At 33.9% G+C, this 14,083-nt stretch carries 13 protein-coding genes; 10 read left to right on the top strand and 3 right to left on the bottom strand.

Features of this window, described 5'->3' with window-relative positions:
• Positions 1-19: 19 nt before the first annotated feature.
• From mvk to KA814_RS03870, 4 genes are all read left to right on the top strand, one after another.
• The gene (gene mvk, locus KA814_RS03885; RefSeq protein ID WP_064209590.1) at positions 20-943 is read left to right on the top strand and encodes a mevalonate kinase; all 924 of its coding nucleotides are present in this window, start codon (positions 20-22) and stop codon (positions 941-943) included.
• A gap of 4 nt (positions 944-947) precedes the next feature.
• The gene (gene mvaD / locus KA814_RS03880; protein ID WP_064209589.1) at positions 948-1,931 is read left to right on the top strand and encodes a diphosphomevalonate decarboxylase; all 984 of its coding nucleotides are present in this window, start codon (positions 948-950) and stop codon (positions 1,929-1,931) included.
• 12 nt (positions 1,932-1,943) lie between these two features.
• A complete protein-coding gene (locus KA814_RS03875; protein WP_064209588.1) occupies positions 1,944-3,020 on the top strand; it encodes a phosphomevalonate kinase in 1,077 nt (358 codons plus the stop codon).
• A gap of 424 nt (positions 3,021-3,444) precedes the next feature.
• Entirely contained in the window at positions 3,445-3,783 is a 339-nt protein-coding gene (locus KA814_RS03870; RefSeq protein ID WP_064209587.1) for a YuzB family protein, read from the top strand.
• 179 nt (positions 3,784-3,962) lie between these two features.
• On the opposite strand, the gene KA814_RS03865 is transcribed toward KA814_RS03870, so the two are convergent.
• The 3 genes from KA814_RS03865 to KA814_RS03855 are packed head-to-tail and all read right to left on the bottom strand — an operon-like array spanning position 3,963 to position 7,657.
• On the bottom strand, positions 3,963-4,745 hold the full coding sequence (locus tag KA814_RS03865) for an SDR family NAD(P)-dependent oxidoreductase (RefSeq protein ID WP_046207282.1): 783 nt from the start codon (positions 4,743-4,745) through the stop codon (positions 3,963-3,965).
• Positions 4,746-4,764: 19 nt separating this feature from the next.
• Positions 4,765-6,012 (bottom strand): MFS transporter, encoded by a 1,248-nt coding sequence (locus tag KA814_RS03860; RefSeq protein WP_046207283.1) that lies wholly within the window; start codon positions 6,010-6,012, stop codon positions 4,765-4,767.
• A gap of 49 nt (positions 6,013-6,061) precedes the next feature.
• Complete coding sequence (locus tag KA814_RS03855) at positions 6,062-7,657, bottom strand: xylulokinase (protein WP_064209586.1); 1,596 nt, start codon at positions 7,655-7,657, stop codon at positions 6,062-6,064.
• Between the two features lie 279 nt (positions 7,658-7,936).
• On the opposite strand from KA814_RS03855, the gene KA814_RS03850 reads away from it, so the two are divergent.
• The 6 genes from KA814_RS03850 to KA814_RS03825 all read left to right on the top strand — a co-directional run bounded on the left by KA814_RS03850 (position 7,937) and on the right by KA814_RS03825 (position 13,965).
• On the top strand, positions 7,937-8,917 hold the full coding sequence (locus tag KA814_RS03850) for a ketoacyl-ACP synthase III (protein WP_064209585.1): 981 nt from the start codon (positions 7,937-7,939) through the stop codon (positions 8,915-8,917).
• A gap of 693 nt (positions 8,918-9,610) precedes the next feature.
• Positions 9,611-10,546, top strand: coding sequence for an aldo/keto reductase (locus tag KA814_RS03845; protein WP_046207286.1), 936 nt, complete (start codon positions 9,611-9,613; stop codon positions 10,544-10,546).
• Positions 10,547-10,841: 295 nt separating this feature from the next.
• Positions 10,842-11,381, top strand: coding sequence for a flavodoxin family protein (locus KA814_RS03840; RefSeq protein ID WP_064209584.1), 540 nt, complete (start codon positions 10,842-10,844; stop codon positions 11,379-11,381).
• 131 nt (positions 11,382-11,512) lie between these two features.
• Positions 11,513-11,992 (top strand): GNAT family N-acetyltransferase, encoded by a 480-nt coding sequence (locus KA814_RS03835; protein WP_064209583.1) that lies wholly within the window; start codon positions 11,513-11,515, stop codon positions 11,990-11,992.
• 17 nt (positions 11,993-12,009) lie between these two features.
• Positions 12,010-13,326 carry an HD domain-containing protein gene (locus tag KA814_RS03830; RefSeq protein WP_174894800.1) on the top strand — a complete coding sequence of 439 codons (1,317 nt, stop codon included), beginning with the start codon at positions 12,010-12,012 and terminating at the stop codon, positions 13,324-13,326.
• A gap of 126 nt (positions 13,327-13,452) precedes the next feature.
• On the top strand, positions 13,453-13,965 hold the full coding sequence (locus tag KA814_RS03825) for a YwhD family protein (protein ID WP_064209582.1): 513 nt from the start codon (positions 13,453-13,455) through the stop codon (positions 13,963-13,965).
• Positions 13,966-14,083 lie beyond the last annotated feature (118 nt).

The following is a 14,083-nucleotide window of genomic DNA, read 5'->3' as shown; positions in this document are numbered from 1 at the left end:
ACTAAAGGTGATTGAAAATATGGCACAACAAGGTTATGGGGAAGCGAATGGCAAGGTGATTTTAATAGGTGAGCACGCGGTGACATTTGGAGAGCCTGCAATTGCGATTCCATTTACGACAGGGAGAGTGAGTGCATTAATTGAGTCTTTAAATGCATCAGAGTCTTCCTATATTAAAAGTGAAGTGTATGATGGTGAATTGGTTTACGCACCTGAACACTTAAAATCAGTAATAACGAGGTTTATTGATAAATATGATATTGCAACACCCATCAAAGTTTCTATAGATACGAACTTACCACCATCAAGAGGCCTAGGATCAAGTGCTGCAATGGCAGTCGCATTTGTACGTGCGAGTTTCGATTATATAAATAAACCCTTAACAGATGCGATTTTGATAGAAGAAGCGAATTGGGCAGAACGTATTGCGCATGGCAAACCCAGTGGGATAGATACACAAACCATAGTATCTAACAAGCCAGTTTGGTTTCAAAAAGGAAAGGTTACTACATTAAAGCCTTTAGATTTAAATGGGTATATGGTTGTGATAGACACTGGTATTCGTGGTTCAACAAAACAAGCAGTAGAAGACGTACATAATTTATGTAAAGCGGATAGTGGATACCTTAGCTTTGTCGAACATATCGGCAAATTGGTACATGAAGCGCGAGATTCTATCGAACACCATAACTTTGAACAACTTGCTACGGTCTTTAATTTGTGTCAAGAGAATTTAAGAACACTCACTGTTAGTCATGAAAAAATTGAGCAATTGTTAGAGGTTAGTAAAGAGCAAGGTGCGATAGCTGGTAAATTAACTGGAGGAGGTAGAGGCGGTAGTATGATTGTTCTAGCTTCTACTTTAGAAACGGCTGAAAAAATTGTGGAAAGTGCACAATCGTTAGGTGCACATCATACATGGATTGAATATTTAGGAGGTTAGTAAGGTGGTTAGTAGTGGCAAAGCACGTGCACATACAAATATTGCACTGATTAAATATTGGGGGAAAGCTGATGAAGCCTATATTATTCCAATGAATAATAGCTTGTCGGTAACATTAGATCGATTTTATACAGAGACTAAAGTAACTTTTTCTGAACAATATACTAAAGATTTATTGATTTTAAATGGACAAACAGTAGATGATGCTGAAGCAACTAAAATTCGTCGTTTTATGGATATTGTTAGAGAACTGGGTAAAACATCTATGTATGCGCATATCGAAAGTGATAATTTCGTACCAACAGCTGCAGGTTTAGCCTCATCAGCAAGTGCTTATGCCGCATTAGCAGCAGCATGTAATGAAGCTTTAAAACTTGGATTAACGGGTAAAGCATTATCTAGACTTGCTCGAAGAGGATCAGGATCAGCTTCTAGAAGTATCTATGGCGGTTTTGTAGAGTGGGAAAAAGGTCATGATGATGCATCATCATATAGTTTCCCGATTGATGCAGATCACTGGGAAGATGATTTGTCAATGATATTTGTCGTGATCAATAATCAAACAAAAAAAGTTTCTAGTCGTGCCGGTATGTCACATACGCGTGATACATCTCGTTTTTACCAATACTGGTTAGATCATGTAGATGAAGACATAGCGTCAGTTAAGCGTGCGATTAAAGACAAAGATTTTAAGTATTTAGGAGAAGTTATTGAAGAGAATGGCTTGAGGATGCATGCAACAAATTTAGGTTCACAACCTCCTTTTACATATATGGTAGAAGATAGTTATTTAGCTATGGATATTGTACATCAATGTCGCGAAGCTGGTTACCCTTGTTATTTTACAATGGATGCAGGACCCAACGTTAAAATTTTAGTAGAAAAGAAAAATCAACAGGCAGTCATTGATGCACTAAAAAAATCATTTAATGATGATCAAATTATTGCAAGTGACATTACACGTACAGGTGTTGAAATTATTGAGTAAGGAAGAGATAACATGATTCAAGTAAAAGCGCCAGGTAAGCTTTATATTGCAGGTGAATATGCTGTTACTGAACCTGGGTATAAATCTGTGTTAATAGCTGTTAATAGATTTGTAACGGCTTCGATTGAAGACTCTAATGCTTCAGAAGGTACAATCCACTCAAAAACGTTACATCATGAGCCAGTTACATTTCAAAGAGAAGAAGATAAGATAGTCGTATCTGATTTATATGCAGCAAAGCAATTAAAATACGTCATCACAGCTATAGAAGTTTTTGAGCAATTTGTGAGTAGTAATCACATTGACCTAAAGCATTTTAATTTAACGATAGATAGTAATTTAGATGATGCAAATGGTCATAAATACGGTTTAGGCTCAAGTGCAGCGGTACTTGTATCTGTAGTAAAAGCTTTAAATGAATTTTATGAGATGCATTTATCAAATCTTTATATTTATAAACTTGCAGTGATTGCAAATATGAAATTGCAAAGTTTGAGTTCTTGTGGAGATATCGCAGTTAGTGTATACACAGGGTGGCTTGCTTATAGTACATTTGATCATGAGTGGGTTTCACAACAAATTGAAGATACCTCTGTCAACGAAGTACTAAATAAAAACTGGCCAGGTTTACATATTGAGCCACTACAACCACCAGAAAATATGGAAGTCTTAATTGGTTGGACAGGATCGCCTGCGTCTTCACATCACTTAGTGAGTGAAGTGAAACGTTTGAAATCTGACCCTACATTTTACGGGAAATTTTTAGAACGTTCACATGCTTGCGTAGAAAAATTAATTCATGCCTTTAAAACGAATCATATCAAAGGTGTACAGCAAATGATCCGGATGAATCGTGAAATTATTCAATCCATGGATAATGAGGCTACGATTGATATTGAAACTGCACATTTGAAAGTGTTATGCTCTGTAGCTGAAAAATATGGTGGTGCTGCTAAAACATCAGGCGCTGGTGGCGGTGACTGTGGTATCACAATCATTAATAATGAAGTTGATAAACAATCAATTTATAAAGAATGGCTAGAAAATGAAGTGAAACCGTTAGAGTTTAGTATCTATCATGGACAATAAGCTTAGGAAAAATAATTTTTAAATGTTGTGTTGTCTAATCCTAGCAAGGATGAGCAGGGATAATGCTTTAGTTGAGTTGAAACTCATATATAAGTTATACTATCGTAATAATAAATTGAGAAGCGACACGGCTGTGACAATTGATTTGTCCAGCCGATTTTTGATTGAATTATAAAAATCAGACAGAAAAGTATATAGAAAAAAGTAGTATCATGAACGTTAAATGCTATGTTTTCATACACAACTTTTAGATCTAATGGGCATAACTTGAAAAAAATTTAAAATAGAGTAAAATAATTAGAGTTGTAATTTATCGTTATAAATATATTGATGTGGCTTTGATAGGAAATTGAGCGCATATTTCACATAATTTATCAGTAAAATGAGTGAATCATTCACGTTTGGAAAGATGAGGGGATTGATTTTGCAAAATAAATTTTTAATCTGCGATGATTGTCAGGGCGTTAATTGTAAATCTTTACAGAAAAAACTGACAAAATTAGATCCTCATGCAGAAATAGAAATAGGTTGTCAATCGTATTGTGGTCCTGGTCGACGTAAAACTTTTGCATTTGTTAATAATCGCCCATTAGCAGCCTTAACTGAAGATGAGCTTATGGAAAAAATTGAAAAACAGTTGCAAAAACCTAGAGATCCTGAAGAGGAAGAGCGCCTTAGAAAACGCAATGAGGAACGTAAACGACGTAAAGAAGAACAAGATCGCAAACTGAAAGAAAAATTAGCTAAGAAGAAAAGTAAGTGAAAGACACTCAAGGTGACACATATGAAATGATTGAATTGCACAATGCAGTTTAATCATTTTTGTACTAATGAATATAAAAAAACACTTTTGTTCATGTCGACATATTGTATGTGCATTGAGCAAAAGTGTTTTTTAATTTAATATATTATTGAAACTAGACCATTATATGTTATTAATGTTTATAGTGCTGTGTAACCACCATCAATTGTGAAGACACTACCTTGTGCAAATGAAGATGCATCAGATGCAAGATATACAACGATACCACCGAGTTCATTTGGTGTGCCTGGTCTGCCCATAGGTGTGAATCCCATCCAGTCTTCAATCATTGCTCCACCTTGATCAAAGAAGGGTTTCGTAAGTTCTGTTTTCATATAACCCGGGGCAATTGTGTTTACTTTAATATTGTATTTTGACCATTCCATAGCTAAACTTTTCGTCAACATGATGACACCAGCTTTGGAAGCATTGTACGAACATTGTTCTTGAGGTTTATTAGCAATTAGTCCTGACATAGAGGATGTATTAATGATAGAACCATAGCCTTGTTTAATCATTACACGTCCAACGGATTGTGCAACTAAGAAAATGCCGTTCAGATTTAAATTTATAACTTTATTCCAATCTTCAAATGACATTTCTTCAGCTTTTGCATTAATCGTCATGCCAGCATTATTAACTAAAATATCAATTTTATTAAATTGTTTTGTAACTTCTTCGACCATTTGATTTACAGCATCTGGATTTGTAACATCTACTTTTAGAGCGATCGCTTCTACGCTTTCAGTTTCACGAATTTCTTGTGCAGTATCATTAGCTACCGCTTCATTAATGTCAGCGATAACGATGTTAGCACCAGCTTGTGCTAATGCAGTAGCCATGGCTTTGCCTAAGCCCATCGCACCCCCTGTTACAATTGCTACTTTTCCATCTAATTTAAATTGTTCTAATATATTTGTCATGTTAAAACTCCTGTCCTTTTTAATGATTTGGTTGGTTAACTTTCATAAAGAAAGTTAGTATAAATCCTATGAAATAAATAATTGCATATGTCCAAATAGTTAATACAGGACCTCCTATCGGTACGGTTAACGTTGCGATAGCTGGTCCGACAAAGTTGCTTAAGCCAGCAGATAAATTATGAATAGAAACCGCTGCCCCTTTATGATTTGGTTCTAAAATGGGGAAAATGGCTGACATCGGTACAAATGCCGCGACAGCAAAACCAAATACAATCGCTACTGCACCAGCAACCCAAATGTTGGGTCCAGTCGAGATTGGTAAATAGTAAAATGCTAATGTAGAAATCACCATTCCCATACAGCCAAACCACCGCACTTGTCGTACCCATCCGATTTTATCGCCAACTACACCCCAAAATAGGTTAGTAAAAATAGTTACGATATACATTAATCCCCAAATTCTCAACCATTCTGATGTAGTAAATCCTACGGTATCAGTGAATACGATTGGCATGATAACGACAAGACCAAACAAGGCTAATTGGTTAATGATTCTAACTACGCAAGCAATAGCAACTTGAGGATTTTTTAAAATGGTTATACCTTTAGCGAATTCAAGTAATATCTCTTTGGGCGTTAATCTATCGGATTCTTTCTCAGAGCCTTTTCTATCTTTAACTAAAAACATGGCCATTAAACCACCGATTAAAATGAATATTATGGAAGACCATAATGTTCCCATAAATCCAATCCAAGGTATTGTAAAACTAGGTAGATAGGTTCCTAAAAACCCGATACCCACGGAATACATTGCCCAGAACCAGCCCATAGCTGAAGCTAGACGATGTTTTGGAGCTGAATATGTAATCCAGACGACGAAGCTATAGATAAACATCGGATAGGCAAAGCCTCTAATACCATACATAATTAACATCATTGGATAGCTATGTTGCTCTAACCCTAAAGTTAAAAAACCGATATGAAAAATAATCCAAATGATAAACGCAAATGCCATTATTTTTCTCGGGCTAAAAATTTCAGCCAAAATACCGGAAAGCCAAGATGCAACTGCTACAATAAGACCATAAAGTGTTAAGACTGCGGATGCTTGATGTGCTTCAAACCCAAGACTAACAATATATTTTGATAAAAAAGCTTGTTCAATACCATCACCAGTCATGAAAATAGCTACTGCGATATAACCCCAAATTAAAGTTAACGGTAAGCCTAAAAATTGCTTAGAGCTATCTGTACTTAGTGTATTCACAAAAATCTCTCCTAATCTTTAAATATGATTTCTAAAATGTTAATCGACTTTAAATATACTCATCTATCTGTCGTTGGAGAGGTAATAATGTTTTAAATTTTTGAATATAATTTCTAAAACTTTCAACATTTTGAGATTTAGGGTTTAAAGTGATTTGGTCAGTATTATCAAAAGCTTTAACGTTTAAGTAATTGGCCAAATTTGTATACTGATTTTCTAGTAAATAACGGGATAATATTGCGATACCCCATGCGCCACCTTCACTAGCAGTTTTCATAACACTGACTGGTGTTTCTAATGCTGCAGCTAAATAGGATTGTGCAACTTTGTCTGTTTTAAAAATACCACCGTGGCCTAGCATGCTATCAATTTGAATATCTTCATTTTCTTTTAATAAATCAATACCAATTTTCAAAGTACTAAAGGCACTAAAAATATGTGTTTTCATAAAGTTTTCAATATTGAATTCACTATCAACGTGACGTAGGAACATCGGATAACCTTGATTGACATCCGTTATGAATTCTCCGGAGATATAGCCATAAGATAATAATTTTCCTAAGTCTTCATCTCCATAAAAAGCGCTTTCAAATAACTTGGTAAAAAGTTCATTTTTATCATATTTTACATTCATGAGTTGGAAGACTTCTTCAAACAAATGAACCCAAGCATTGATATCAGATGTACAATTATTAGCATGTATCATCGCAACATCATAACCATCAGGTGTAGTTACAATGTCTACTTCAGGATAAACATAAGTAATCGGTTTCTCTAGTACAATCATTGAAAATATACTAGTTCCTGCAGAAACATTTCCGGTTTTTGGTGCTACGCTATTCGTTGCCACCATGCCTGTTGCAGCATCTGATTCTGGTGCACACATTGGACACCCTGGTTCCAGTTCACCATTTGGGTCGATGAGTTTAGCGCCTGTTTTTGTTAAGTAACCAGCAATTTCTCCAGCTACAATGACATTTGGTAACATATCGTTAATGTCTTGCGAGTAACCTAAATTTTGAAATAATGTATTAAAACGTTTTAATAGATCTTGACGGAATTGCTTACGTTCGCTGTCAACTGGGAACATACCAGATGCGTCTCCAATACCTAATACTTTTTTATCTGTTAAATACCAATGAACATAACCAGCTAGGGTAGTTAGATAACTAACTTGTTTGACGTGTGCTTCGTCATCTATTGCTGATTGGAACAGCTGAGCGATGCTCCAGCGTTCTGGTATATTTACTTTAAAATCTTCGCGTAACAATTTTGCTGCTTTATTCGCATTGTTATTGCGCCAAGTTCTGAAAGGTACTAATAAATCATCATTGTCATCAAATGCTAAGTAACCATGCATCATACCACTAATTCCTAGAGAAGCTAAGGATTTAATTTGAACATGATAGTTATCCTTAATTGATTGTGACATTTCAGCATAACTTTTTTGAATGCCTACCCATACATCATTAATGGAATAAGTCCAATAACCATTTTCATATTTGTTCTCCCATTCAAAAGAACCTGTTGCAATTGTTTCGCAATTAGGTGCGATAGCAATGGTCTTTATACGCGTAGAGCCTAATTCAATGCCTACAGATAGTTGACCTGATTCAACCAAGTGCTTGATATCATCACTTTCCATTTTGTTGCTCCTTTACTTAAAAAATAATGTAAACGTTATCAAAAATGAATATTAATTTAAAAATTATGAAAAGTCAATTAAAGATTATTATACATTTAGTTCATGTGATAAATTATAACTATAAATTAATAATATTATTTATATTTATTTATAGTTAGAAATTATTATTTATGTTATAGGTGTTGCATTGATTGTGTTATCATTCATTAGTATGAAGCGTATGATAAATAATAAGAATTTGAAATTTTAAAGTTATAGATTGATAAAAGGAGTTATGATATGAATTCGTTTGCTAAAATTACTGCGCAAGGTGCTTATGTACCGGAAAAAAGAATGGATAACCATGATTTCGAGAAGATTGTTGATACTTCTGATGAATGGATCCAACAAAGAACTGGGATTGTTGAAAGAAGAATTGTAGCTGAAGATGAATATACGAGTGATATCAGTTATAAAGCAGTGCTGGATTTGCAAGAGAAATATCAAGTGGAATTAAATGATGTTGATATGATTATCAATGCTACATTGACTCCAGATTATAAAACCCCAAGTGTCGCATCTTATGTGCAAGCGAAACTTGGATTGAAAAATGCAGGGGCCATTGATATTAATGCAGCTTGTGCAGGTTTTGCCTATGGTTTGAATATAGCTAATGGTCTGATTACATCTGGTCAAAATAAAAAAGTGCTAGTTATTGGCGCGGAAACACTATCACGAATTACAGATTACACAGACCGCAATACATGTATTTTGTTTGGTGATGGAGCAGGCGTATTTTTAGTAGAATACAGTGAAGATGAAACGAGCTTTATATCTAGTAGTTCTGGCTCGGACGGTGACAAAGGACATCATTTATATTGTTCAGAACTTTCTCATACTATGTTTGGCGAAGATTTACAAAATCCTGGTTATATTGTTCAAAATGGTCGTGGCGTATATAAATGGGCTGTCGGCAATGTTCCGAATATTATTGACAATACGTTACGTAACACGAATTATAAAAAAGAGGACATAGATTGGTTTGCACCACATAGTGCTAATGCCAGAATGATAGAATCAATATGTGAAAAGGCTAACCTCTCTAAAGATAAAGCGCTAATGAGTCTTCAATATTATGGTAATACGTCATCGGCTACGATTCCATTATCGATTGACTTAGCTGTCCAAGCGCATCAACTTAAAAAAGGTGACCTCATGCTATTAGTTGGGTTTGGTGGCGGCTTGTCATATGCGTCTACATTAATTAAATGGACACTTTAAAAATATATTACAATAATTAAATAAAAATGATTTGTAAGTAGGGTGTATCACGTATTGCATCCTGCTTTTTTATGTGTATATCTCTGTAATTGATTTGTCCCAGTGCATTTATATTGTAGGTAGATGATATTGAACCCAAGTAAATCGTTTTATGTTTTTCAAATCAAGTCATCTTTGCAAAGGTGGATGACGAAATAATTTTAATAAAATTAGAATTCTGTCCTACGTCCCATTATGTCTAAATTTTTGAAACGTAATTTTTAAGCATTTTACTTCAAGGTCTCATCAAAAACATGCTAAATTTTGAGTAGTGGTAGAAAAGTTATTCAGCAACTTAATATTGTTATGTCTCAACATTACGTGTTAAATCATATGTGTTCCGAACAAATTGTGCTAGCAATAGTTGAAACAATTGAATTACATGGCAATACTTTTTTAGAGAGACAAGATATTTAAAATAGCGATGATTACTAATGAAGTTAAGTAATTTTTGTTATGTGCATAAATACGATATGTATAACATATTATTAAACTGAGTGAAAAAGGGTAGAGATATATTATATAGTATTCAGCAGTTCATGCGTTTGTTGATGGTATTGTCAAAGTAACTTTCGTAATGAAGGGATACAAAAACAATTTGAGCCAGAGATTCTATAAATATATCAAAATTAATATATAAGGAGTTGGATTGTTTTGACGGAAAAAGTTCAATTAGGAAAATCAAATGTAACGGTATCACCGATTGCTTTAGGTACAAATGCTGTTGGTGGACATAATTTTTATAATGATTTAGACGAAGAAAAAGGTAAAGAAACGGTTCGCACTGCTGTTAGAAATGGTATTACATTGTTAGATACAGCCTATATTTATGGTCCAGAACGTTCGGAAGAATTAGTAGGAGAAGCGGTTAAAGAATTTGCTAGAGACGAGTTTGCAATTGCCACAAAGGGTGCGCATTATTTTGATGAAGATGGTAATGTGAAAATGTCTAATGATCCAGCATTTCTTAAAGATCAAGTAGAAAAAAGCTTAAAACGTCTTCAAGTAGATTATATTGATTTGTATTATATTCATTTTCCAGATGATACTACGCCTAAAGATCAAGCAGTTGCTGCATTAAAAGATTTAAAAGATGAAGGTAAGATTAAAGCGATAGGAGTTTCTAATTTTACATTAGATCAACTAAAAGAAGCGAATAAAGACGGCTATGTTGATGTTGTGCAAATGGAATACAATTTACTAAATCGCGAAAATGAAGATGTGTTTGAATATACAAAAGAAAATCAAATTACATTTATTCCATATTTTCCTTTAGTATCAGGTCTTTTAGCTGGCAAATACACTGAAAATACAAAATTTGATGATATTCGTGCTAAGAATCCAGAATTCCAAGGTGAAAAATTCAAAGAAAATTTAGAGAAAATTGATGAGTTGAGAGGTATTGCAGATAATCATAATGTAGATGTTGCACATATTGTGCTTGCATTCTATTTAACTCAGCCTTCATTGGATGTCGTGATTCCAGGCGCAAAGCAACCACATCAAGTCGTGGACAATTTAACAACTTTAGAAGTTAATTTAACTCAAGAAGAGATTGAAAAAATAAATCAACTATTTCCTAGAAAATAATAAATAAGTGAGTGGACTTATGTATAAGTTTTAGCTCAGGCATCACTGTGTACTTTTATTCATTCTAGTTATTATTTCCAGGTTGAGATGACGAAATTTTTAAAAGAAAATTAAGTTTCTATCCTATGCCCATTTTATAAAGTTTTTAAATTTTAGTTGAAATATATAAATTTTCCTACAAATCATTTAATGCTATAATATACTATTGTAAACACATGTTATATTTATGAACTTTTGTGTAAAATTATTAAGATATCTCTAATGGAATATTTTAATATATAAAAAGGAGATTATTATGATTACAGTTTTGTTCGGGGGCAGTCGTCCGGAGGGAAACACTGCTCGATTGACTAAAATGGCCTTATCAGGACATGACTACAAATGGTTTGATTTAACTCAGTACCAATTGAATCCAGTGAGAGATGTGAGACATGATGGGACAACGATTGATACTTATGAAGATGATTATAAAAAAATGATAGATCAAGTGTTAGCCAGTGATACAATTGTTTTTGCCTCACCCGTGTATTGGTATAGTATATCAGCCTCTTTGAAAGCATTCATTGATCATTGGTCTGAAACTTTAATGGATCCTAATTATAAGGATTTTAAGACAAAAATGGCTGAAAAAGATTTTAGACTCATTATTGTCGGCGGAGATTTTCCAAAAGTAAAAGCGAAGCCATGTATCACTCAAATCAAGTATAGCTTAGAGTTTTTAGGTGCTACGCTATCTGGTTATATTATTGGAACTGCTGAAAAACCAGGAGATATTGATAAAGATTCGTATGCATTAAACCGCGCACGAGAATGGCAAGATACATTAAATAAGTAATATTTAGAGATAGTTTGGGCAATGTTATCTATTGTCCAAGCTATTTTCATATGAATAGATTAAGTATTTTGAACACTAAAATTATGTTATAATATGAGTATTATTACCTACTATAAATAGGGGGAACCAACATGCACAAAGTTAGGAAAGCAGCGCCAGAAGATGTTGTAGGCATCAGAGATGTAGCAACAAAAGCTTGGTATAATACTTATTTAAATATCTATGCAGCTAAAACTGTAAATGAATTATTGGCTGCTTCATATAATGAACAACATTTACTTAAAAGGTTAGAAGAACAATTATTTTTAGTCATCGAAGAGGATGATCAGATCATTGGTTTTGCTAACTTTATATATGGCACTGAATTATTCTTATCAGCCCATTACGTGAGACCTTCGTGGCAACATCATGGATATGGTTCTGATTTACTGAAAGAAGGCTTGGCATATTTCCAAAACGAATATGATGAAGTATTTTTAGAAGTGGATAATAAGAATGATGAAGCGGTAGCTTTTTATGAACAAAAAGGGTTTGAGCGTGTGCGCTCGTATATGCACGTGATGTATGGGGAAGAAATGGATTTAGCATTGATGCGTAAAACTTTATCATAGATGTACATTAACAAGGTATGAATAGGAGGACGACATTGACTTTTACAACTTATGCTACACAAAAGTTACCTGAAGAAAAAGTATTTAAAGACCCCATTCATAGATATATTCATGTAAGAGACCAAGTGATTTGGGATTTGATTAAAACGAAAGAATTTCAACGTTTACGACGTATAAAGCAATTGGGTACATTATACTTATCATTTCATACCGCTGAACACAGTAGATTTGGACATTCATTAGGTGTATATGAGATTGTTCGAAGATTAATTGATGATTCGTTTGACGGTCGTGAAGCATGGAATAATGATGATCGTCCACTTGCACTATGTGCCGCATTATTACACGACTTAGGTCATGGACCATTTTCACATAGCTTCGAGAAGATTTTTAATACAGATCATGAACAATTTACGCAAAAAATTATTACTGGCCCGACAGAAGTAAATCGTGTATTACGACGTGTTTCTGAAGATTTTCCACAGCAAGTAGCTGATGTTATTAATAAAACACATGAAAATAAATTGGTCATCTCTATGATTTCTTCACAAATAGATGCTGATAGAATGGATTACTTGCAACGTGATGCATATTTTACGGGTGTTACGTATGGGCAATTTGATATGGAACGTATTTTGAGATTGATGCGACCTTCAAAAGATGAAGTACTTATTAAAGAAAGTGGTATGCATGCAGTAGAGAACTTCATTATGAGCCGTTACCAAATGTATTGGCAAGTTTACTTCCATCCAGTTAGTCGAGGTGGAGAAGTGTTGCTTAATAATTGTTTGAAACGAGCAAAGCAACTTTATAATGAAGGGTACACTTTTAAAAAATATCCTGCCGATTTTATACCGTTCTTTGAAGAATCTATGACGATTGAACAGTATGTAGATTTAGATGAAGCGGTTGTAGTTTATTACTTAAAAGCATGGATTAATGAAGATGACGCTATATTAAGTGATTTATCTCGTAGATTTATTAATCGGGATTTGTTTAAATATATGCCATTTGATGGTTCTATTATTACAATTACAGAATTAACAGATTTGTTTATACAGGCAGGTATAGATCCGAATTATTACTTTGTAAGTGAATCCTTTTCTGATTTACCTTATGATTATGACCGTCCAGGATCAGACAGACAGCCGATTCATTTGTTGAGACGTAATGGTAAAATAAGAGAAATTAGTAGTCAATCCTTAGTTATTCATAGTATAACTGGCATTAACAGACAAGATTATAAATTATATTATCCAAAAGAATTTATTTCTGATATAGAAGATGACCAAGTTAGAAATGCTATTAATAGTATATTAGATGAATTAAATTAAGCACTTAAAAATTGATGACTTTTATCACTTTGTTAAATATGGCAAAATTTTAATATAGACAACTTATGTAGGATTGTAATTTAACAATTGCAGCGCTACTTGTTTTAATAATGGAGGTGGAAGCTGATGGCTGAAAATAAGGGATTTAAATTCAATATTATTAAAAATGATCCGTTGGATGGTCACAAAGGTACCAATATTGGTTCTATAAGTTTAGATAACGTAGCACCAGTGTTTATCGATGTTGCAAACGAAGAGGCATTTATTGATATTGCAGGCATGCATGCGCGTTCTAGTGTTGAAAAAGGTGTCAAATGGATTAAAGATAAGGCGGCCGTTGAAGGTGAAGAGGCGAAAGAATATTGGTTGTGTTGGGTTACAACAGAACGTGGTGAAAATGGTCCCTACTATGCCGGACTAACAGCATGCTATTTATTAGTAAATAGAAGTATTCGTAGAGGTTACAAAAGTATGCCTGAACATGTAAATATGATGGATAAATCAATGAAACATAATATTGAAATCGATCAAATAGGTGACCAAAATAAAAAAATATTAGCAGCGTTTCTTAAATCGCATGATATAGATATGTGGAATAACTCTGATGCTTCATTGCATGAAGCTTTAGAGACAGTTTAATATCATTAGTTTTTAAGAGTTCAACGATTAAACGAAGAACATCGGTATTTAAATGCATGTAACGTATGCATTGAGATATTTGCGTCATTTGAAAAGAGTAGAAATACGAAATCAGATT

This window comes from Staphylococcus sp. GDY8P196P (assembly GCF_017891705.1).
In the GTDB taxonomy this organism is placed as follows: Bacteria; Bacillota; Bacilli; order Staphylococcales; family Staphylococcaceae; genus Staphylococcus; species Staphylococcus ureilyticus.
This window is presented reverse-complemented; position numbering and strand designations above follow the sequence as displayed.